This window comes from Thermomonospora umbrina (assembly GCF_003386555.1).
Lineage (GTDB): Bacteria > Actinomycetota > Actinomycetes > Streptosporangiales > Streptosporangiaceae > Thermomonospora > Thermomonospora umbrina.
The window spans coordinates 6,140,291-6,162,281 of the sequence record NZ_QTTT01000001.1 but is presented as its reverse complement, the minus strand read 5'-3'; the positions used below and the strand labels follow the sequence as shown (position 1 = coordinate 6,162,281).

At 69.1% G+C, this 21,991-nt stretch carries 13 protein-coding genes and 2 rRNA genes; 6 read left to right on the top strand and 9 right to left on the bottom strand.

Features of this window, described 5'->3' with window-relative positions:
- Positions 1–14 precede the first annotated feature (14 nt).
- Together DFJ69_RS27605 and DFJ69_RS27600 are read right to left on the bottom strand one after the other, a co-directional pair.
- Positions 15–3,117, bottom strand: a 23S ribosomal RNA gene (locus DFJ69_RS27605).
- 663 nt (positions 3,118–3,780) lie between these two features.
- Positions 3,781–5,291 (bottom strand): 16S ribosomal RNA (locus tag DFJ69_RS27600).
- The 16S and 23S rRNA genes sit together here, the layout of an rRNA operon.
- Before the next feature lie 676 nt (positions 5,292–5,967).
- Between DFJ69_RS27600 and DFJ69_RS27595 the strand changes: the two genes are divergently transcribed.
- Complete coding sequence (locus DFJ69_RS27595; protein WP_116025277.1) at positions 5,968–6,693, top strand: hypothetical protein; 726 nt, start codon at positions 5,968–5,970, stop codon at positions 6,691–6,693.
- Here the strand turns inward: DFJ69_RS27595 and DFJ69_RS27590 are convergent.
- Entirely contained in the window at positions 6,607–7,470 is an 864-nt protein-coding gene (locus tag DFJ69_RS27590) for a putative RNA methyltransferase (protein ID WP_116025276.1), read from the bottom strand. The two genes, DFJ69_RS27595 and DFJ69_RS27590, sit on opposite strands and share 87 nt — an antisense overlap.
- A 60-nt stretch (positions 7,471–7,530) precedes the next feature.
- Positions 7,531–7,884 (bottom strand): thioredoxin, encoded by a 354-nt coding sequence (trxA, locus tag DFJ69_RS27585; protein ID WP_116025275.1) that lies wholly within the window; start codon positions 7,882–7,884, stop codon positions 7,531–7,533.
- A 130-nt stretch (positions 7,885–8,014) separates the two neighbouring features.
- Here trxA and DFJ69_RS27580 point away from each other — a divergent pair, with 130 nt between their 5' ends.
- Entirely contained in the window at positions 8,015–9,091 is a 1,077-nt protein-coding gene (locus tag DFJ69_RS27580) for a sigma-70 family RNA polymerase sigma factor (protein ID WP_116025274.1), read from the top strand.
- Positions 9,092–9,213: 122 nt separating this feature from the next.
- The gene (locus DFJ69_RS27575) at positions 9,214–10,563 is read left to right on the top strand and encodes a class II 3-deoxy-7-phosphoheptulonate synthase (RefSeq protein ID WP_116025273.1); all 1,350 of its coding nucleotides are present in this window, start codon (positions 9,214–9,216) and stop codon (positions 10,561–10,563) included.
- Between the two features lie 18 nt (positions 10,564–10,581).
- Here the strand turns inward: DFJ69_RS27575 and DFJ69_RS27570 are convergent, their stop codons facing one another.
- The 3 genes from DFJ69_RS27570 to DFJ69_RS27560 all read right to left on the bottom strand — a co-directional run bounded on the left by DFJ69_RS27570 (position 10,582) and on the right by DFJ69_RS27560 (position 13,494).
- On the bottom strand, positions 10,582–10,950 hold the full coding sequence (locus DFJ69_RS27570) for an ATP-binding protein (protein ID WP_116025272.1): 369 nt from the start codon (positions 10,948–10,950) through the stop codon (positions 10,582–10,584).
- 4 nt (positions 10,951–10,954) lie between these two features.
- Positions 10,955–11,275, bottom strand: a complete 321-nt coding sequence (locus DFJ69_RS27565; RefSeq protein ID WP_116025271.1) for an STAS domain-containing protein — start codon at positions 11,273–11,275, stop codon at positions 10,955–10,957.
- A gap of 71 nt (positions 11,276–11,346) precedes the next feature.
- The gene (locus tag DFJ69_RS27560) at positions 11,347–13,494 is read right to left on the bottom strand and encodes a SpoIIE family protein phosphatase (RefSeq protein ID WP_245974602.1); all 2,148 of its coding nucleotides are present in this window, start codon (positions 13,492–13,494) and stop codon (positions 11,347–11,349) included.
- A 122-nt stretch (positions 13,495–13,616) separates the two neighbouring features.
- Here DFJ69_RS27560 and DFJ69_RS27555 point away from each other — a divergent pair, with 122 nt between their 5' ends.
- From DFJ69_RS27555 to DFJ69_RS27545, 3 genes are all read left to right on the top strand, one after another.
- Complete coding sequence (locus DFJ69_RS27555) at positions 13,617–17,816, top strand: HAMP domain-containing protein (RefSeq protein WP_211328808.1); 4,200 nt, start codon at positions 13,617–13,619, stop codon at positions 17,814–17,816.
- Between the two features lie 79 nt (positions 17,817–17,895).
- The gene (locus DFJ69_RS27550; RefSeq protein WP_116025270.1) at positions 17,896–18,567 is read left to right on the top strand and encodes a response regulator; all 672 of its coding nucleotides are present in this window, start codon (positions 17,896–17,898) and stop codon (positions 18,565–18,567) included.
- Positions 18,568–18,628: 61 nt separating this feature from the next.
- The gene (locus tag DFJ69_RS27545) at positions 18,629–19,621 is read left to right on the top strand and encodes a sulfite exporter TauE/SafE family protein (protein WP_116025269.1); all 993 of its coding nucleotides are present in this window, start codon (positions 18,629–18,631) and stop codon (positions 19,619–19,621) included.
- 325 nt (positions 19,622–19,946) lie between these two features.
- Here the strand turns inward: DFJ69_RS27545 and gltX are convergent, their stop codons facing one another.
- Entirely contained in the window at positions 19,947–21,338 is a 1,392-nt protein-coding gene (gene gltX, locus DFJ69_RS27540; protein ID WP_116025268.1) for a glutamate--tRNA ligase, read from the bottom strand.
- Positions 21,339–21,386: 48 nt separating this feature from the next.
- Positions 21,387–21,968 (bottom strand): TIGR03086 family metal-binding protein, encoded by a 582-nt coding sequence (locus DFJ69_RS27535; RefSeq protein ID WP_245974601.1) that lies wholly within the window; start codon positions 21,966–21,968, stop codon positions 21,387–21,389.
- Positions 21,969–21,991 lie beyond the last annotated feature (23 nt).

The window sequence follows — 21,991 nt, the reverse complement described above, 5'->3', positions numbered from 1 at the left end:
AGAAGATGCGGAGTGTTGTTAAGCCACTCGGCCTATTAGTACCGGTCGACTCCACCCCTCACAAGGCTTCCATCTCCGGCCTATCAACCCAGTCGTCTACTGGGAGCCTTACCCCACCCGAAAGTGGGAGGGAGACCTCATCTCGAGGAAGGCTTCCCGCTTAGATGCTTTCAGCGGTTATCCCTACCGAACGTAGCCAACCAGCCATGCCCCTGGCGGGACAACTGGCACACCAGAGGTTCGTCCGTCCCGGTCCTCTCGTACTAGGGACAGATCCTCTCAAGTCTCCTGCGCGCGCAGCGGATAGGGACCGAACTGTCTCGCGACGTTCTAAACCCAGCTCGCGTGCCGCTTTAATGGGCGAACAGCCCAACCCTTGGGACCTACTCCAGCCCCAGGATGCGACGAGCCGACATCGAGGTGCCAAACCATCCCGTCGATATGGACTCTTGGGGAAGATCAGCCTGTTATCCCCGGGGTACCTTTTAGCCGTTGAGCGACATCCCTTCCACACGGAGATGCCGGATCACTAGGCCCTGCTTTCGCACCTGCTCGACATGTCTGTCTCACAGTCAAGCTCCCTTGTGCCCTTGCACTCGACACCTGATGACCAACCAGGCTGAGGGAACCTTTGGGCGCCTCCGTTACCTTTTGGGAGGCAACCGCCCCAGTTAAACTACCCACCAGGCACTGTCCCCCACCCCGATCAGGGGCGCGGGTTAGACGCTCGAAACGACCAGAGTGGTATTTCACCAACGACTCCACCCGAACTAGCGTCCGAGCTTCACAGTCTCCCACCTATCCTACACAAGACGCTCCCAACGCCAATACCAAGCTATAGTGAAGGTCCCGGGGTCTTTCCGTCCTGCTGCGCGAAACGAGCATCTTTACTCGTACTGCAATTTCGCCGGGCCTGTGGTTGAGACAGCGGGGAAGTCGTTACGCCATTCGTGCAGGTCGGAACTTACCCGACAAGGAATTTCGCTACCTTAGGATGGTTATAGTTACCACCGCCGTTTACCGGCGCTTAGATTCTCAGCTTCACCCTTACGGGCTGACCGGTCCTCTTAACGTTCCGGCACCGGGCAGGCGTCAGTCCGTATACAGCGTCTTACGACTTCGCACGGACCTGTGTTTTTAGTAAACAGTCGCTTCCCCCTGGCCACTGCGACCGCCCCCAGCTCCCACCGCGAAGGCGTTCACCGGAAGCGGCCCCCCTTCTCCCAAAGTTACGGGGGCAATTTGCCGAGTTCCTTAACCACAGTTCACCCGAACGCCTCGGTATTCTCTACCTGACCACCTGAGTCGGTTTAGGGTACGGGCCGCCGGCACACTCGCTAGAGGCTTTTCTCGGCAGCATGGGATCACTCACTTCACCTAAAACGGCTCGGCATCACATCTCACCCTGTGCGCGCGACGGATTTGCCTATCGCGCGGGCTACATGCTTACCCCAGGACGACCACCGCCTGGGCTGAGCTACCCTCCTGCGTCACCCCATCGCTTACCTACTACCCCCTCGGGTCCCAGCCTCCCCCGCGCACGGGCCCGAAGGCCCGAACGAAGGATCGGGTGGTCAGCATCAGAGGGTTCGATATTGGCGCGTGCCCGCGGGTACGGGAATATCAACCCGTTATCCATCGACTACGCCCATCGGCCTCGCCTTAGGCCCCGACTTACCCTGGGCGGAAAAGCCTGCCCCAGGAACCCTTGGTCAATCGGCGCGCACGTTTCTCACGTGCGAATCGCTACTCATGCCTGCATTCTCACTCCGGCAACCTCCACACCAGGTTCACACCGATGCTTCACCGGCTTGCCGGACGCTCCCCTACCCACCCACACCATAAGGCGCGGATGCCACGGTTTCGGCGGTGTGCTTGAGCCCCGCTACATTGTCGGCGCGGAATCACTTGACCAGTGAGCTATTACGCACTCTTTCAAGGATGGCTGCTTCTAAGCCAACCTCCTGGTTGTCACGGCAACTCCACATCCTTTACCACTTAGCACACGCTTAGGGGCCTTAACCGATGATCTGGGCTGTTTCCCTCTCGACTACGAAGCTTATCCCCCGCAGTCTCACTGCCGCGCTTCACTTACCGGCATTCGGAGTTTGGCTGACTTCGGTAACCCGGTAAGGCCCCTAGGCCATCCAGTAGCTCTACCTCCGGCAAGAAACACGCGACGCTGCACCTAAATGCATTTCGGGGAGAACCAGCTATCACGGAGTTTGATTGGCCTTTCACCCCTAACCACAGGTCATCCCCCAGGTTTTCAACCCTGGTGGGTTCGGGCCTCCACACCGTCTTACCGGCGCTTCACCCTGCCCATGGCTAGATCACTCCGCTTCGGGTCTACAGCATGCGACTAAAACGCCCTCTTCAGACTCGCTTTCGCTACGGCTACCCGACACCGGTTAACCTCGCCACACACCATAACTCGCAGGCTCATTCTTCAAAAGGCACGCCATCACCAACCCCCAAAGGGGCCGACGGCTCTGACGGCTTGTAGGCACACGGTTTCAGGTACTATTTCACGACCCCTCACCGGGGCACTTTTCACCTTTCCCTCACGGTACTCGTGCACTATCGGTCACCAGGAAGTATTCAGCCTTACCACGTGGTCGTGGCAGATTCACACGAGATTTCACGGGCCCCGTGCTACTCGGGAAAACACCCCAAGGAGACACCACGATTTCGTCTACCGGACTCTCACCGTCTACGGTCGGCCATCCCAGACCCTTCGACTACCGCGATGTTTTATGACTCCCCGTCGGACTGGTAGACCCGACCGGATGCTCCCACAACCCCGCACACGCAACCCCTACCAGGTATCACACGCGCACGGTTTAGGCTCCTCCGCTTTCGCTCACCACTACTCACGGAATCACTCTTGTTTTCTCTTCCAGCGGGTACTGAGATGTTTCACTTCCCCGCGTTCCCACCAACCGCCCTATACATTCAGACGGCGGCGACACCCCATGACGGGTGCCAGGTTTCCCCATTCGGAAATCCCCGGATCGGCGCCTGGTTGCCGGCTCCCCGAGGCATATCGCAGGCTCCCACGTCCTTCATCGGCTCCTGATGCCAAGGCATCCACCGTGTGCCCTTAAAAACTTAACAACAATGACCACAAATCAGCGATCAAAGATGCTCGCGTCCACTATGCAGTTCACAAAAAACAACCAGCGACCACACCACACCCCGACAAGGGCGGGCCACGGCCCCGCAACAACCAGAAGAAACCAACCCCACCCCTCCGCCCCCCGGACATCGCCCACCCCGCGAACGGGAGAGACGACGACAAGAGAGGGGAGATGCCTCACCCGACCACCCAGACCGCGACACCACCCGCGAACGGGCACCGCCGACGGCCGTGAAGGCCGGGAGAGAACAGAACGGGTCCGTTTCCTCAGGACCCAACAGTGTGTCCAACCCACCAGACCCCCGAACGACCGGAGGTTCCACACCCCGCACCCACCCCCACCTCCGAAGAGGGGGGACGATGCACGAACCCCGCCCCCGCGAAGGGGGATGGGGCGGCCACCTCCGCGCGAGGCGGGGGTGGCGGATAGTACTGACCGGACCCGAACGGTCCGGTGGGTTGAGTAGCCAGTGCTCCACGGTTCCATGAGCTCCCGACCCGGAGAACACGCGTCTCCGACGGCCGAGGCCTCTGCACCCTCTCCCGCGTCCGTCTCCGCCGTCGTCCCGCGTCCGCCACGAGGACGGCACACGAGAACACCCGCGAAGAACAAAGCGCGAAGGGGTGGAGGTGCTCCTTAGAAAGGAGGTGATCCAGCCGCACCTTCCGGTACGGCTACCTTGTTACGACTTCGTCCCAATCGCCGGCCCCACCTTCGACCGCTCCCCCCACAAGTGGTTGGGCCACGGGCTTCGGGTGTTGCCGACTTTCGTGACGTGACGGGCGGTGTGTACAAGGCCCGGGAACGTATTCACCGCAGCGTTGCTGATCTGCGATTACTAGCGACTCCGACTTCACGAAGTCGAGTTGCAGACTTCGATCCGAACTGAGACCGGCTTTTAGGGATTCGCTCCACCTCACGGTATCGCAGCCCTCTGTACCGGCCATTGTAGCATGTTTGCAGCCCAAGACATAAGGGGCATGATGACTTGACGTCATCCCCACCTTCCTCCGAGTTGACCCCGGCGGTCTCCCATGAGTCCCCACCATCACGTGCTGGCAACATGGAACGAGGGTTGCGCTCGTTGCGGGACTTAACCCAACATCTCACGACACGAGCTGACGACAGCCATGCACCACCTGTCACCGGCCCAAAAGGACCCCGTATCTCTACGAGTTTTCCGGCGATGTCAAGCCTTGGTAAGGTTCTTCGCGTTGCGTCGAATTAAGCAACATGCTCCGCCGCTTGTGCGGGCCCCCGTCAATTCCTTTGAGTTTTAGCCTTGCGGCCGTACTCCCCAGGCGGGGCGCTTAATGCGTTAGCTACGGCGCGGAACCCGTGGAAGAGCCCCACACCTAGCGCCCAACGTTTACGGCGTGGACTACCAGGGTATCTAATCCTGTTCGCTCCCCACGCTTTCGCTCCTCAGCGTCAGTACAGGCCCAGAGAACCGCCTTCGCCACCGGTGTTCCTCCCGATATCTGCGCATTTCACCGCTACACCGGGAATTCCGTTCTCCCCTACCTGCCTCTAGCCTGCCCGTATCCACCGCAGACCCACGGTTGAGCCGTGGGCTTTCACGACGGACGCGACAGGCCGCCTACGAGCTCTTTACGCCCAATAATTCCGGACAACGCTTGCGCCCTACGTATTACCGCGGCTGCTGGCACGTAGTTAGCCGGCGCTTCTTCCCCACCTACCGTCTGGTTTCGTCGGTGGTGAAAGAGGTTTACAACCCGAAGGCCTTCATCCCCCACGCGGCGTCGCTGCGTCAGGCTTTCGCCCATTGCGCAATATTCCCCACTGCTGCCTCCCGTAGGAGTCTGGGCCGTGTCTCAGTCCCAGTGTGGCCGGTCGCCCTCTCAGGCCGGCTACCCGTCGTCGCCTTGGTAGGCCATCACCCCACCAACAAGCTGATAGGCCGCGAGCCCATCCCCGACCGAAGAACTTTCCACCACCACCCATGCGAGTGGAGGTCGTATCCGGTATTAGACCCGGTTTCCCAGGCTTATCCCGAAGTCGGGGGCAGGTTGCTCACGTGTTACTCACCCGTTCGCCGCTCGAGTACCCCGAAGGGCCTTTCCGCTCGACTTGCATGTGTTAAGCACGCCGCCAGCGTTCGTCCTGAGCCAGGATCAAACTCTCCATCAAGGCCCAACGACCCCACCCCCCACCACAAACAGGCGGAGAAACGAGGCCAAAACCCTGGGAAACAATCCCGGCAAAACCACACCCCGAACAACCCTTGAAACCAAGGGGCCCCGGGATGCGCATTGCCTCAAAGAAATTCCTCTATGACGAGGAAACAACAACCCCCCACAACAGGAGGCTGTCACAAGGCACTGGCTTTTAACACACTGTTGAGTTCTCAAGAAACGGACACCCACCACGAAGCGACCCACCCACCGGCGAGCCCCCCTTGGGGCAACCCTTCTAACTTACCCGATCCTTCGTCCGTGTCAAGTCGATCTCTAGGAGATCGTTCTTGGCTCAGATTCCGAATCAAGGTCCCACGTGCCGCAGCCACCGACTGGCACAAGGCCCGTCGGTTGACGTCGTTCGCGGGTTCGCCCCGGGGCCGGCCGCCTGCGGCGTCCTGCATCCCCTTCGGGCTGACCTTCCCAGCGTACCCCAGTCCGGCACTCGGCTCGAACCGTTTTACGAGAGTCGGTGTCCCCCGGGCCGACCGCCTCTCGGCGTTCCGCATCCCCTGGGGGCAATGGAGACTTTAGGCAGAGCCCGGGAAGGCGTCAAATCAAGGCCTCGTGCGGACGGGGGCGCTGCGGTACGGTGCGCACACCTGTGCGCTGGTCAGGGAGGGGATGACATGCGTCGCTCCACTGAACATCTGGTCGTCGGCGCGACGATGATCCCCGCGATCCACGATGTCCCCGCGTGGCGATTCCAGGTCGTTCCCCAGGGCATCGAAGTGGTCGCCGATCCGGCTCGATTCCGGCCTTCGCACGACCCGTGCGGTCGTGACCTGCGGATCAAATGCGGCGCCGCGCTGATGAACCTTCGGCTCGCGGCGGCGCAACTCGGCCGCGACGTCGTGGTGCGACCGGCTCCCGATCAGGAGCGGCCGGCCCTGCTGGCGACGGTACGGCTTGCGCGGCGACGTCGGGTGAGTCGGTCCGAGCGGCTGCTGTACGCCGCGTCGCTGCGTCCCGCCCCTTGGCGGCGGCCGGCGGGTGAACGGCCGCCCTCGCTGCGTGAGGCGAACGAGCTCGCGGGGGCGGCGCGGTTGGAGGGCGCCGCCCTGGTCGGTCTTCCGATGAAGGGCGTGAACGCGGCGTTGCTGGTCACCTCCGGGGACGGGCCCGCCGATTGGCTCCGTGCGGGCCAGGCCCTGCAGCGCATTCTGCTGAGCTGCGCGGTGCTCGGGGTGCCCGCCTCGGTCGAGCACGAGGCGGCGGAGATCCGTGGCCCCGGTGGGGTGCTCGATCACGGGGACGTCCCCCAGGCGCTATTGAGCTTCGGAGTGAGCGTCGACCCGGTGCGGCAGATAGACCGAGAGCGCGACCGAGATGGGGACCCGCACAGGGTCGGGTAGTTTCCCGAGCCTCGTCCGCAGTTCGTCGGCGGAGAGGTGGCGGGCGCTGGGGCCCATCCCCACCAGTGTGGCGACATCGTCGTGGCCGAGTTCGACTTCGGTCTCGTACGCGTGGGTCTCGTACGCACGGAAGTGGTCGCTCAGGGACCGGTCGGTGCGTTCCTGCTTGCGTTCGTCCACCGTGAGCAGGCCGAGGTCGGGGACCAGGTCGCCGAGATGGCGCGCCGTGGGGGTGACGACGTACAGGACGCCGTCGGGGCGCAGGACGCGGCGGAACTCGGCGCCGTTGCGGGGGGCGAAGACGTCGAGGATCGCGTCGACCGACCCGGTGCGCACCGGGAGGGGTCGCCACAGGTCGGCGACCACGGCGCCGACGCGCGGGTGGGCGCGGGCGGCGCGGCGGAGCGAGTGTTTGGAGACGTCGATGGCGAGGCCGACGGCGGTCTCGGTGTCACGGAGGACGCGGGCGAGGTAGTGGCCGGTCCCCGCGCCGGCGTCGAGCACGCAGGCGCCGCGCGGGAGCGCGGAGGCGACGTGCTCGGCGAGGAGGTCCGCGAGACCGTCGAAGTGGCCGGCGCCCAGGAACGTCTCCCGGGAACGGGCCATCTCCGGGGTGTCCGCCGTGCCCGTCCGCGCGTTGCCGGGCAGGAGGTTGACGTAGCCCTGCCGGGCGATGTCGAAGCTGTGCCCCGCGTCGCAGCGCAGCGCCGCGTGCGCCGGTGCCAGGGCGGATCCGCACACCGGGCACGCGAGCACGTTCACGACGTCGTTCAGCACGCGTCCATCATCACGTGTCGCGGACCGGGGCGCCGGCGCGGCACCCGGGCCCCGCCGGGGTCATGCCTCCATGCGCTTGCGCACGTCGTCCATGTCGAGGCCGCGCACCTGCTCGATCACGTTCTCCAGCACCGGCTCGGGCAGCGCTCCGGGCTCGGCGAAGACGATGACCCCGTCTCGGACCGCCATGAGCGTGGGGATCGAGGAGATCCCGAACCGCTGTGCCAGCTCCTGCTCCGCGTCGGTGTCGACCTTGGCGAAGGTGATGTCGGGGTGGCGCTCGGAGGCGCCCTCGAAGATGGGGCCGAAACGGCGGCAGGGGCCGCACCAGGCCGCCCAGAAGTCGACCAGCACGATGCCCTCGCCCTGGGCGGTGGCATCGAAGTCCTCGGCGGTCAGTGTGACGGTCGCCATGTCGGAGCCTCCTCACTCGGGGTATCAGTCGGGTAGAGCGGTGACCCCGCCCCCAGTATTCCCCGATCGGGAATCACAGAGCCGTAATTAGCGTTAACGGAGCAGGGAGTTCGACCGAAGAAGGGTCAGGATGGCTGCAACCCGAACCAAGGGCGACAGTGTCGAGACGCCGGACAAGGACCTCGTCGGCGCGTACCTCGACAGGATCGGCCGTACTCACCTGCTGGACGCGCAGGAGGAGGTCGACCTGGCGAAGGCCATCGAGGGTGGCCTGTACGCCGAGCGGCTGCTCGAGGAGGGCCGGGTGCCCCCGGGGGCGACCCGGCGCGAGCTCGAGGAGCTCGCCGCCGCCGGACTGCGCGCCAAACAACGTTTCGTCGAGGCCAACCTGCGTCTGGTGGTCTCGATCGCACGCAAGTACCCCACCGACGCCCTCCCCCTGATCGACCTGATCCAGGAGGGCAACCTCGGGCTGATGCGGGCGGTCGAGAAGTTCGACTACCGGCGCGGCTTCAAGTTCTCCACCTACGCGACCTGGTGGATCCGCCAGGCGATCGGCCGCGGGCTCAGTCACACCGCGCGGACGATCCGGCTGCCGGTCCACGTGGAGGAGGAGCTGTCGCGGCTGCGTCGCGCCGAGCGCCAGTTGGGCCGCGATCTGGGCCGTGAGCCCACCCGCGACGAGTTGGCGCAGGCCGTCGGCGCGGCGCCCGACCACGTGGACGAGCTGATGCGCTGGCGGCGCGACCCGGCCAGCCTGGACGCCGCCGTGGACGAGGCCGGCGAGACCCCGATGGGCGATCTCCTGCAGGATCCGGAGGGGGTGAGCCCGGAGGCCGAGGTGGTGGCGCTGGACGACCTGGCGGGGCTGGGGCGGCTGTTGCAGCGGCTGCCCGAGCGCGAGTCGGCGATCCTGCGGGCCCGGTTCGGGATGGAGGACGGTCAGCCGTTGTCCTACGCCCAGATCGGGGCGCGGTACGGGCTGAGCCACAACCGGGTGCGGCAGATCACCGATCGTTCGCTGCGGCGGTTGCGGCAGATGGCGGCCGAGGGCGATCGCGTCGCGCGCTCCACCGGGCACGCGCAGGCCGCCTCCCGGCCTACGGGGGGCACGCCGGTGTCGGAGGCCCGCCCCGAGTCCATCGCCCAAGGCTCCCGCACGGCCCGGCGGAAGCTGGCCGCCCCCGTCCCCACGAAGGCGGCCTAGCCGGGCCCGGCAGCCGACCCTTCGGGGTGCGGCCCCGCCACGCCGTTCTCGGGGTGGTTGAGGGGGTGGGTCTGGGGTCGTCTCGGGATGCCGCGGTGGTCAGGGTGACCTAGCCTTGTGGGGTGAGTAAAACGACTGTCGCGGGAGAGCTTGACGCCTGGCGCGCCCTCCCGGCAGCGCAACAGCCGGAATGGGACGACCCGGAGGAGGTCAGGGCCGTCGCCGCGCAACTCGCGCAGGCGCCGCCCCTGGTGTTCGCCGGCGAGTGCGACCAGCTCAAGGACGATCTCGCGGCCGTGGTGCGCGGCGAGGCGTTCGTCCTGCAGGGCGGGGACTGCGCGGAGACCTTCACCGGGTCCACCGCCGACGCCGTGCGCAACAAGCTCAAGACGCTGCTGCAGATGGCCGTGGTGCTCACGTACGCGGGCAGCGTCCCGGTCGTGAAGATCGGCCGGATGGCGGGGCAGTTCGCCAAGCCGCGTTCCAACTCCATGGAGGAGCGGGACGGGCTGACGCTGCCGGCCTACCGGGGCGACGCGGTCAACGGCCTGGACTTCACGCCCGAGTCCCGACGGAACGATCCACGGCGGCTGCTGCAGGCGTACCACTGCTCGGCGGTGACGCTGAACCTGTGCCGGGCGTTCACCAAGGGCGGGTACGCCGACCTGCGGCAGGTCCACGCGTGGAACCAGGACTTCGTCGCCGGGAGCCCGGCGGGGCAGCGCTACGAGCGGCTGGCCGGGGAGATCGACCGGGCCCTGGCGTTCATGAAGGCGTGCGGCGCCGACCCCGAGGAGTTCCACGGCGTGGAGTTCTACTCCAGCCACGAGGCGCTGCTGCTGGAGTACGAGCGGGCGCTGACCCGCATCGACAGCCGCAGCGGTCTCCCGTACGACGTGTCGGCGCATCTGGTGTGGATCGGGGAGCGGACGCGGGCGCTGGACGGGGCGCACGTGGAGTTCGCCAGCCGGATCCGCAACCCGATCGGGGTGAAGCTGGGTCCGACGACGTCGGCGGACGACGCGCTCGCGCTGATCGACAGGCTCAACCCCGAGGGCGAGCCGGGCCGGTTGACGTTCATCACCCGGATGGGCGCGGGACGGATCCGCGAGGCGCTGCCGCCGCTGGTGGAGAAGGTCGCGCAGTCGGGTGCCCCGGTGGCGTGGATCTGCGATCCGATGCACGGGAACACGTTCGAGGCGCCCAGCGGGCACAAGACCCGGCGGTTCGACGACGTGCTGGACGAGGTGGCGGGGTTCTTCGAGGTGCACCGCGCGCTGGGCACCCATCCGGGCGGCATCCACATCGAGTTCACCGGCGACGACGTGACCGAGTGCGTCGGCGGCGGGCACGAGATCGTGGAGGGTGATCTCCACCAGCGCTACGAGACGGCCTGCGACCCTCGGTTGAACCGGGGGCAGTCGCTGGACCTGGCGTTCATGGTCGCGGAGATGTACCGGCACACGCACTGAGGGCGGGGCCGGGGACGCTCAGATGGCGACCTCGGCCCAGACGACCTTGCCGCCGGTGACGGGGATGGCCCCCCAGTCGCTGGCGAAGCTGTCGACGATGAACAGGCCCCGGTGGGACTCGTCCAGCGGGGCGGGCACGGTGAGCCTGGGCAGCGCGGGGGCGCGGTCGCGGACCTCGATGCGGACGGCGCCGGGACGCCGTTGCAGTCGCAGCTCCAAGACGGTCCCGGCGTGCCGGACGGCGTTGGCGACGAGCTCGGCGACGATGGCGGTCACCTGCTCCTCGCGGTCGACCAGGGCCCACGTCCGCATCGTGCGGGCGGCCAGTCTCCGGGCGAGCTCCACCGCTTCGCTCTGCGGGGCGGCACGGAGGGTCGTCTCGGTCACGCTGTCACCCCTCGGGCGGGGCGCCGATGAGGAAGCGGTCCAGGCCCGTGGTGCGCAGGACGTTCTCGACCCTGCCGTAGGCGCCGGTCACGGAGAAGGAGGCGTTCTTTGCGCGGGCGTGCTTGTAGGCGCGGACCAGCACGTTCAGGCCCGAGGAGTCGCAGAAGTCGACTGCGGTCAGGTCGACGATGATCTCCTGATGACCCGCCTCCACCAGGGACTCGAGCCGCCCCCGGAGTTCATCGGAGGAGTGCAGGTCGATGGAACCGCGTGCCGCAACGGTGACGCGGTCGTCCTGTCGTGTGGTGTGCAAGGCGAGACCCATCGCCCATCACCCTAGAACATATGGCCGCCCACGGCATGCCGTACGTCCGATCCGTGGGAACGGGCCACCGCTCACGAGGCCCGCAGCACGATCAGGGCGACGTCGTCGTTGGACGGTTCGGGGCCGAAGTCGCGGACGGCGCGCTGGATGCGGGCGGCCACCGCGCCGGCGCTGAGCCCCCGGCAGGCGGACAGCAGGTGCTCGAGCCCGTTGTCGTCGCCGAGCAGCCGGCTGCCCGCGCGCCGTTCGGTGACGCCGTCGGTGACGCACAGCAGGACCTGGCCGCGGCGCAGCTCCAGGGTGTCGAGGGTGAACCCGACGTCGTCGAAGACGCCGAGGAGGGGTTGGGCCCCGGCGCCCTCGTGGACGGTGCCGTCCGGGTCGAGGACGAGCGGCAGCGGGTGACCGGCGCTGACGAGGTCGATGCGGACGCCGTCGCGGCCGGGCCGGGGGGTGATCTCCCCGTGCAGCAGCGTCAGCAGTCGGGCCCGCGGGCCCTCGGCCAGGATCAGCCGGTTGAGACGCGCCAGGACGTCGGGGACGGGCATGTCCTCGGCGGCGAGGATGCGGAGGGCGTGCCGGGCCAGGCCGGTGACGGCGGCGGCCTGCGGGCCCGTGCCGCACACGTCGCCGATGGCGAACCGCCAGCGGGACCGCCCGGCCGCGCCGACGTCGTCGGGGCCGCACACGAACAGGTCGTAGAAGTCCCCGCCGACCTCGCTCCCCTCCCCCGCGGGCTGGTAGACGACCTCGACCTCCAGGCCCGGGACCTCGGGGATCCCTGGGGGCAGGAGGCTGCGTTGCAGGGCGCTGCTCATGGTGGTCTGCGCGGTGTAGAGGCGGGCGTTGTCGATGGCGAGCGCGGCCCGCCGGCTCAGCTCCTCGGCCAGGTCGATGGCCACCTGGGGGAATCGGTCCCCGGCGGGGCGGCCGATGACCAGGACGCCCATCCGGCGGCCTCGGGCGTTCAGCGGGAAGGCGTAGGCGAGGTCGTCGGCGGTCGGCCCGGCCACCGCGCGCACGGAGGCGGGGGCGGCCGTGTGCCCGCTCCAGGCGCCCGAGGAGTCCATCGGGGGCGCGGGGGTGGCGTTGGACAGCAGCTCGCGCAGCCCGTCGACGCGGGTCTCGTCGGTGTGCCAGACGTAGGCGGGGCGTGCGGCGCCGGTCTCGTCCACCGTGTGCACGGCGCACCAGGCGGCCAGCCGGGGCACCACGAGTTGGGCGACCAGGGCCATGGTGCGCTCCTGGTCGAGGGTGCCGGCCAACAGATCGCTGGCCTCGGCGACGAAGCTGAGCCAGCCGCGCCAGGACCGCTCCAGCTCGCCGACCCGGGCGCGTTCCATGGACAGGGCGATCTCGTCGGCGATGCGGCCCAGGCGGCGTCCGGCGGCCTCGTCGAAGCGGCCGGGCTCGGCGGCCACGGCGACCAGCAGCCCGGTCACCCGGCCCTCCACCTGCAGGGGCGCGGCGGCCAGGGAGCGGGCCGCCAGGGCGGCGGCGACCGGGTCGGTGGCGTCGCCGGTGACCCAGGGCTCCCCGGCGCGGGCCTGCGCGCCCAGGCCGGCCATGGTCAGCCGCCCGGCGGGCGTGTCGGGGATGGTCCCGGCGGAGGCTCCGAGGGTCAGCGCGCCGTCGCGGTCGGCGAGCAGCACCGCGGCCCCGTCGGCCGCCAACACGTCGCGGACGGTCTCGACCGCCCCGTCGAGGGTGTCCTCACCCGGCTGGGGGCGGAAGGGACGGTCGGTCGCGTGCGAGGTGGGGCCGCCGGCCTGCCGCGGGCCGACGCCGGGGAACGGGCCCCCGGGCGGTCCGGGGGCCTCGCGGGTCGTCCCGGTGAGCGCGCCGTCGGGCTTGGGCAGGCGGAACCAGACGCCCTTGGTGAGCCCCTCGTAGGTGATGCCCCAGGAGGAGGCCAACCGGTCGATGGACGGCAGGCCCCGGCCGCTGGTCTCCTCCAGCGCGGGCATCGCGATAGGACGGGTCGGATGGTGGTCGAGGACCTCGATGCGGATCCCGCCGTCCTCGAGGAGGCAGCGGACTTCGAACGAGGTGCCCGCGTAGGTGACCGCGTTGGTGGCAAGCTCGCTGGTGGCGAGCAGCGCGTCGTCGGCCACCTGCGCCATGTCCCAGTCCGTGAGGGTGCGGCGCACGAAGCGGCGCGCGGCCGCCACCGACGTGGCCGCGGGCGGGAAGGTGGCGGACGACGTCCGTCGTTCCACGTCGGTCCCCCCGGTTGAAGAGGCGATACAGATTCCAGTCATCGTGACAGACTGCAAATGTAAGGCCCAATGGGAGTGTCCGCAGATCCCGGACCCAGGGCAGTGGGCCAGGAGGAAAGACTATGCCGCGAACCGCGTCCCGCACGGGGCACTCGGCCAACTCGCGCGACACGACGCCGCGCTACAGCGACGCCGACCTGGTGCCGCTGCTCAAGGCGCTGGCCGCCGTCCGCGACGGCAAGTTCCAGACGGACTCCGACTTCTCCGGTGAGGGGGCGGTCGCCGAGGCGCTGACGCTCGTGTCCGACATCCGCGACAACGGCGCGCACCTGACCGGTGAGCTGTCGCGGATCCGGCGGGAGATCGGCCGTGAGGGCCACCTCCGCGAACGGGTGACGCCGGCGGGCGCGCGGGGGTCGTGGGCGAGCGCGACGGAGGACGCGAACGCGATCATCGACAAGCTGACCGACCTGTCCACCGGCATGGCGCGGGTGGTCGAGGCGGTGGCGGCGGGCGATCTGAGCCAGCGGGTGGAGCTGCGGGTCCGCGGCCGGCCGATGCGGGGCGAGCTGCTGCGGATGGCCCGGTCGGTGAACTCGATGGTCGAGCAGCTCGACAACTTCACCTGGGAGGTCACCCAGGTGGCCCGCGAGGTCGGCACCGAGGGCCGGCTCGGCGGGCAGGCGGCGATGCGCGGGCAGACGGGTCGATGGCGGGACGTCACCAGCGCGGTGAACGTGATGGCCGACCGGCTGACCGCGCAGGTGCGGGACATCGCGGTGGTGACGACGGCGGTGGCCAAGGGGGATCTGACCCGGAAGGTCACCGTCGAGGCGGTGGGCGAGCTTCAGGAGCTGAAGCTCACCGTGAACACGATGGTCGATCAGCTCTCGGCGTTCGCCGACGAGGTGACCCGCGTCGCGCGGGAGGTCGGCACGGAGGGACGGCTGGGCGGGCAGGCCCAGGTCCGGGGGGTGTCCGGGGTCTGGAAGGACCTCACCAACAACGTCAACGGCATGGCCTCCAACCTCACCTACCAGGTCCGCAACATCGCCCAGGTGGCCACGGCCGTCGCCAACGGCGACCTGTCGAAGAAGATCACCGTCGACGCCCAGGGCGAGATCCTCGACCTCAAGGACACCCTCAACACCATGGTCGACCGGCTGTCCGACTTCGCGGACGAGGTCACCCGCGTGGCCCGCGAGGTCGGCACGGAGGGACGGCTGGGCGGCCAGGCCCAGGTCCACGGCGTCTCGGGGGTCTGGAAGGACCTCACCAACAACGTCAACGGCATGGCCTCCAACCTCACCTACCAGGTCCGCAACATCGCCCAGGTGGCGACCGCCGTCGCCAACGGCGACCTGTCGAAGAAGATCACCGTCGACGCCCAAGGCGAGATCCTCGACCTCAAGGACACCCTCAACACCATGGTCGACCGGCTGTCGGCGTTCGCCGACGAGGTCACCCGTGTCGCGCGGGAGGTCGGCACCGAGGGACGCCTCGGCGGCCAGGCCCAGGTCCATGGGGTGTCGGGGGTCTGGAAGGACCTGACCAGCAACGTCAACGGCATGGCCAGCAATCTGACGTACCAGGTCCGCAACATCACCCAGGTGGCCACGGCCGTCGCCAACGGCGACCTGTCGAAGAAGATCACCGTCGACGCCCAAGGCGAGATCCTCGACCTCAAGGACACCCTCAACACCATGGTCGACCAGCTCTCGGCGTTCTCCTCGGAGGTCACCCGCGTCGCGCGGGAGGTCGGCACCGAGGGACGTTTGGGCGGCCAGGCCCAGGTCCGGGGCGTGTCCGGGGTCTGGAAGGACCTCACCAACAACGTCAACGGCATGGCCTCCAACCTCACCTACCAGGTTCGCAACATCGCCCAGGTCACCACGGCCGTGGCCCACGGCGACCTGACCAAGAAGATCGACGTCGACGCCCGCGGGGAGATCCTGGAGCTCAAGACGACGATCAACACGATGGTGGACACGCTGTCGGCGTTCTCCTCGGAGGTCACCCGTGTCGCGCGGGAGGTCGGCAGCGAGGGGCGGCTGGGCGGTCAGGCCAAGGTCGAGGGCGTGTCCGGGACGTGGAAGCGGCTGACCGAGAGCGTCAACGAGCTGGCGTCCAACCTGACCACGCAGGTGCGGGCGATCGCCGAGGTGGCCAGCGCGGTGGCCAGCGGCGACCTCAGCCGCGCCATCACCGTGGAGGCCGCCGGCGAGGTGGCCGAGCTGAAGGACAACGTCAACCTCATGGTGGCGACGCTGCGGGACACCACCCGCGCCAACCAGGAGCAGAACTGGCTGAAGTCCAACCTGGCGCGGATCGGCGGGCTGATGCAGGGCCACCGTGACATGGCGCAGGTGTCGCAACTGATCATGAGCGAGCTGACCCCGACGGTCTCCGCCAACTACGGGGCGTTCTACCTGGCCGACACCGACGCCGCCGGGGAGGTGGAGCTGGCGCTCATCGCCGGGTACGGGGTGCGTCCCGACCCGGGCGCGGTGCGGTTCCGGTTCGGCGAGGGGCTGGTGGGGCAGGCGGCGCTGGAACGGCGGATGATCCTGCTGGACGACGCGCCGGGCGACTACGTCAAGGTCCGGTCGGGGCTGGGCGAGGCGTCGGCCACCCATGTGATCGTGCTGCCGATCCTGTTCGAGGGGCAGGTGCTGGGGGCCATCGAGCTGGCCTCGTTCAACGGGTTCACCGCGACGCACCTGGCGTTCTTCGACCAGTTCGCCGAGAGCATCGGGGTCACGCTCAACGCGATCGGCGCCAACTCCCGCACCGAGTCGCTGCTGTCGGAATCCCAGCGACTGGCCCAGGAGCTGCAGGAACGGTCCGACGAGCTGCAGCGTCAGCAGGCGGAGCTGCGCCGCTCCAACGCCGAGCTGGAGGACAAGGCGGCGCTGCTGGCCAAGCAGAACCGGGCGATCGAGATCCAGAACTTCCAGATCGAGCAGGCCCGGCGGACGCTGGAGGACCGCGCCGAGCAACTGGCGATGAGCTCGCAGTACAAGACCGAGTTCCTGGCGAACATGTCGCACGAGCTGCGCACCCCCCTCAACAGCCTGCTGGTGCTGGCCAAGCTGCTGTCGGAGAACCCGGACGGGAACCTCACCGCCAAGCAGGTGGAGTTCGCCCGGACGATCCTGGACTCGGGCACCGACCTGCTCCAGTTGATCAACGACATCCTCGACCTGTCCAAGGTGGAGGCCGGGAAGATGGAGGTCCATCCCCAGCCGCTGCCGGTCGCGACCCTGGTCGACTACGTGGACGCCACGTTCCGGCCGATGGCCGTGGACAAGGGCCTGGAGTTCGGCATCGAGGTCTCCCCCGACGTCCCCGGCCTGTTGTACGCCGACGAGCAGCGGCTGCAGCAGGTGCTGCGCAACCTGCTGTCGAACGCGGTCAAGTTCACCTCCGAGGGCCGGGTGCGGCTGTCGATCGCGCCCGCCGGGGACGTGGAGTTCGGCTCGCCGTCGCTGCGGGACGCCCCGCTGGTGATCGGGTTCGAGGTGGGCGACACGGGGATCGGCATCAGCGAGGACAAGCTGCAGGTGATCTTCGAGGCGTTCCAGCAGGCGGACGGGACCACCAGCCGCCGCTACGGCGGCACCGGGCTGGGCCTGTCCATCAGCCGCAACATCGCCCGGCTGCTCGGCGGGGAGATCCACGCCAGCAGCGAGGTGGGCGAGGGCAGCCGGTTCACGCTCTACCTGCCCGCGCAGTACCAGCAGTCGGACGCGTTGGAGCCGCCGGTGGAGACGGCCCCGGAGGTCGCCCGGCCGGTGACCCGCCGGCCCGCCGCCGCGGAGGCCCCGCCGGCGGTCTCCTCGGAGCGGTCGGCCGGGGAGGCTCCGCCGAGTTCGGCGGGCGCCCTGTCGGCCGGGTTCCTGGAGGAGCCGCCCACCGAGCACCTGGACGCGGTGCTGTCCGGGCGCAAGGTCATGATCGTCGATGATGACGTCCGGAACGTGTTCGCCCTGACCAGCATGCTGGAGGGGTACGGGATGGAGGTGCTGTACGCCGACGACGGGCAGGCCGGGATCGATCTGCTGCAGCGCAATCCGGACATGTCCCTGGTGCTGATGGACGTGATGATGCCGGGTCTGGACGGGTGGGCCACCACGGAGGCGATCCGCGGCATGCCCCAGTTCACCGATCTGCCGATCATCGTGATCACCGCCAAGGTCATGAAGGGCGACCGGGAGAAGAGCCTGGCCTCGGGGGCCTCCGACTACGTGGCCAAGCCCGTCGACCCGGATCACCTGCTGGATGTCATGAGAACCTGGTTGCAGCGCGCCGCGGTGCGCTGACCGGCCCTCGGGGGGCCGCGGCCGGCGCCGCCGGCCCCCGGGATATCCGGCGCCCGCTCACGATCAGGAGATACCAGGCGTGGATGACAAGGCGAAGATCCTTCTCGTGGACGACCGCGAGGAGAACCTGGTCGCCCTCGAGGCGATCCTGAGCTCGCTCGACCAGGACCTGGTGCGCGCCCGCTCCGGCGAGGAGGCGCTCAAGGCCCTGCTCACCGACGAGTACGCGGTCATCCTGCTGGACGTGGTCATGCCGGGGATGGACGGGTTCGAGACGGCCCGGGACATCAAACGCCGCAAGAAGACCCGGGATCTGCCGATCATCTTCCTGACCGCGGTGAACAGCGATCCCGACTACGCCTTCCGGGGGTACGCGGCGGGCGCGGTGGACTTCATCGCCAAGCCGTTCGACCCGTGGGTGCTGCGCGCCAAGGTGTCGGTGTTCGTGGAGCTGCACCGCAAGAACCTGCAGTTGCGCGAGCAGGCCGTGCTGCTGCGCGACCAGGCGGCGCTGCTGCGGTCGCGGGCGGGCACGCCGGACGAGGGTCCGGCGCCGCGGCTGGACGAGTTGGCCGAGCGGTTCGAGGCGGTCGCAGAGCAGGTGGGCGCGGTGCGGGACGGGTCGCCGGAGGAGCTGCGGGCGGCGGTGGACGAGTTGGCGGTGCGGTTCGCCGATCTGCACACCGCCTTCGAGGCGCTGCGGGCCGCCGGGCGGCCATCTCTTCCGAGCGCGGGGGCGCCGGAAGCCTGACCCTGCGGCCACGGTTGGTGACACAGCGCTCCGGGGAGGGTTCCGCCTCGGAGGTGGCGGAATGGCGGGTCCTGTCACGGGCCCGGCGGCTTTGTTCGCCGCCGGGGCGGGCACCGGGCTGCTCGCCGGGGCGGCCTCTTGCGCGTCCGTTCAGCTAGGGCTGCTGACGGGTGCCGTACGGGGCGCGCGACGTCCGGTGGCCCCGGTCGTCGCCTTTCTCGGGGCCAAGCTCGCCGTGCACGTCGTGTTGGGTGCGCTGCTGGGCGTCGTGGGGGCGGCGGTCGCCCCCGGCCCGCGGGTTCGCGCGGTGCTCTTGGTGGCGGCGGGTGTGGTGTTGGCGGTTTTCGCGCTGGACCTGCTGGGCGTTCCGGCGGCGCGGCGACTGCTGCGCCGCGGCGACGGCGGCGAGGGGCACTGCGGAGGTCCCGCCGAGGGGCCCGTCGGGTGGCGTCGTCCCGCCGTGCTGGGGGCGTCCACGGTGCTGGTGCCGTGCGGGCTGACGCTGTCGGCGGAGTTGTTGGCGGTGGGCTCCCGGTCGGCGGTGGGCGGAGCCGCGGTGATGGCCGGGTTCGTGCTCGGCACGGCCCCGGTGTTCGCGTTGCTCGGCCTGGCCCTGGGGCGCGGGCTGGACCTGCTGCGCGGCGGGCCGGCGGCCGTGGCCGGCGTCGTGCTGGCGGCGGTGGCGGCGTGGACGCTGCTGTCGGGCCTGCGCCTCGGCGGGTGGTTGCCCGCGTCGGGCGAGGCCCGCGCGCTGTCGGAGGACTTCGTCCGCACCGACACGTCGGGCGTGCAGACCGTCACCGTCTGGGCGGTCGACCGCGGCTACCGACCGTCCACGGTGACCGCGCGTGCGGGGCGCCCGACGGTGCTGGTCCTCCGGACGAGGGGCACGCGGGGCTGCACGCGGGCCTTCGTGATCCCCTCCCGGGGCCTGGAACGCATGCTCCCGCAGACCGGCGACATCCGCATCGACCTCGGCTCACCCGCCCCGGGGCGGCTCCGCTACACGTGCGCGACGGGCCACTACCCGGGCAGCGTCGTCTTCCGCCCCTGACTCTCCCGCCGACCCGACACAGGGCACCGGCGCCTTCGGCCGCAGGCGGTACGGACGTGCGTCCCCGCGTAACCGGTGACGCGCGACCTGCCGCCCGCGTCGTCGAACGGCGACCGGCCGGTAGTTCACGTTCGGAACGACGCGCCAAAGCGCGCGACCTGCCGCCCGCGTGGTCGAACGGCGACCGGCCGGCACCCGCTCGAACGAGCACCGGACCGGCCCATGCCGGAACGCACAGGCCGCCGGTATGCGGTGGACCACGCGGTCGCCGCCCGCGTGCTCGACCCGGCGGTGGGCCGCCGCGTGGTGGACGGTGGGCGGGTGGTCAGGTGGTGAGGCGGGTGCGGGCGGCGGCGATGCGGGTGAGGGTGGCTTCGCGCCCGAGGATCTCCAGGGACTCGAAGAGCGGGAGGCCGACGGTGCGCCCGGTGACGGCGACGCGGACGGGGGCCTGGGTCTTGCCGAGCTTGAGGCCGAATCCGGTGCCGACGGCCTCCAGCCGGGTCTTCAGCTCGTCGGCGTTCCAGGGGGCGTCGCGGTAGGTCTCCTCGGCGCCGGCGAGGATCTCGGCGGCGGGCTCCTTCATGGCCTTGGCCCAGGACGCCTCGTCGAACGCGGGCTCGTCGAGGAAGGCGAAGTCGACCATGGGGACGATCTCCGACAGCACCGCCACCCGGGTCTGGGCCAGCTCCGCCAACCGGGCGAAGACGCCCTGGTCGACCTCGAAGGGCGCGTCCTCCACGTACGGCAGGCAGGCGGCGACGAAGTCGGCGGTCGGGAGCGCCCGGATGTAGTCGCCGTTGATCGCCCGCAGCTTCTTGACGTCGAAGAACGCCGGGGAGGCGTTGACGTCCTCGATGCGGAACTCGCGCTCGACGACCTCCCAGGCCACCACCTCGCGGTCGCCGGTGGGCGCCCAGCCCAGCAGCATCAGGTAGTTGCGCATGGCGGCGGCCAGGTAGCCCTCGGCCTGGTAGTCCTCCAGCGCGACCTTGTCGCGGCGCTTGGACAGCTTCTGCCGCTTCTCGTTCACGATCACGGGGACGTGCGCCCAGATGGGGGGCTCGTGGCCGAGCGCCTCCCACAGGAGCTGCTGCTTGGGCGCGTTGGACAGGTGCTCCTCGCCGCGCACCACGTGGGTGATGCCCTGGGCCGCGTCGTCCACGACGTTGGCGAGCAGGAACGGCACCGACCCGTTGGATCGGGCGATGACGAAGTCCTCCAGCACCTTGTTCTCGAAGACCGGCTTGCCGCGGATCAGGTCCACCACCGTGGTCTGACCCTCGTCGGGGGTGCGGAACCGGACCGCGCGGCCGTCGCCGGGCCCCAGGTCGCGGTCGCGGCAGAACGCGTCGTAGCCCTTGTGGGAGTCGCCGGTGCGGGCGACCACGTCCTCGCGGGTGCAGTCGCAGTAGTAGGCCAGCCCCTGGCCGAGCAGGTCGCGCAGGGCCTCCTGGTGCCGCTCGAGGTTCGCCGACTGGAAGTAGGGCCCCTCGTACTCCGCGCCGTCGATGCCCAGCCAGGCGAGGGCGCGGATGATGCCCTCGGTCCACTCGGGCTTGTTGCGCGAGGTGTCGGTGTCCTCGATCCGCAGGACCAGCGTCCCCCCGGACTGCCGGGCCATCACCCAGTTGAAGAGGGCGGAACGGGCCCCGCCGACGTGGAACATGCCGGTCGGGGAGGGAGCGAAGCGTACGCGGATCGAAGACGAAGACATGGGCACAAGCCTAGGGCTTCCCCGCCACGGGGCCGGCACCCGTTTCGGTCAGGGCGACCAGTGCGGGTCGCGCCCTGCCAGGCCCAAGGCCCGGTCGAGGGGCGGCGCGGACGCCGGTACGGGCACCTCGGGGCCGAAGACGCCGTACTGCCGGGCCGTCTCGGCCGTCTCCCGCACCCTGGCGAACAGTTCCTCCGCCAGGACGTCGTCCAGATGGGGGCTCTGGCCGGTGGCGACGGCGAGGTCCCAGCCGTGGAGGCAGAACTCCGCGAACAGGATGCCCCCGATGAAGGGCGCGGGCATCTCCCCCTTGGCGGTGAGGCCGGTGACACCTTCCCAGGCGGACGGGTCGGACCAGGCCGCGGCCGTCCGGCGGGCCTGTTCGGCGTAGCGGGCGGCCCAGTCGGGTTCGGCCGTCGGTTCCGGCTGCGGGGCGTCCTCCTCGGGCTGCGGGATCTTCCGCGCGGCGCCCTCGCCGCGCGTGCCCGTCCACAGGTACAGATGGTCGATCAGGGCGCGGACGTCGTAGTCGCTGCAGGGCGTCGGGTCGCCGAGCCGGTCCGCGCCGATGCCCTCGACGGTCGTGACGGCGGACTCCGCCGCCCTCGTCATCAGGGTCCTCAACTCCATGGACTCTCTCCTCTCGCCGGTCG

Bases quoted from the DNA above. Each gene is read 5' to 3' on its own strand.
- DFJ69_RS27535 (WP_245974601.1), bottom strand. From the start codon at position 21,968: ATGGAGTTGAGGACCCTGATGACGAGGGCGGCGGAGTCCGCCGTCACG.
- DFJ69_RS27555 (WP_211328808.1), top strand. From the start codon at position 13,617: ATGCCGCGAACCGCGTCCCGCACGGGGCACTCGGCCAACTCGCGCGAC.
- DFJ69_RS27545 (WP_116025269.1), top strand. From the start codon at position 18,629: ATGGCGGGTCCTGTCACGGGCCCGGCGGCTTTGTTCGCCGCCGGGGCG.
- trxA (WP_116025275.1), bottom strand. From the start codon at position 7,884: ATGGCGACCGTCACACTGACCGCCGAGGACTTCGATGCCACCGCCCAG.
- DFJ69_RS27565 (WP_116025271.1), bottom strand. From the start codon at position 11,275: ATGGGTCTCGCCTTGCACACCACACGACAGGACGACCGCGTCACCGTT.
- gltX (WP_116025268.1), bottom strand. From the start codon at position 21,338: ATGTCTTCGTCTTCGATCCGCGTACGCTTCGCTCCCTCCCCGACCGGC.
- DFJ69_RS27580 (WP_116025274.1), top strand. From the start codon at position 8,015: ATGGCTGCAACCCGAACCAAGGGCGACAGTGTCGAGACGCCGGACAAG.
- DFJ69_RS27595 (WP_116025277.1), top strand. From the start codon at position 5,968: ATGCGTCGCTCCACTGAACATCTGGTCGTCGGCGCGACGATGATCCCC.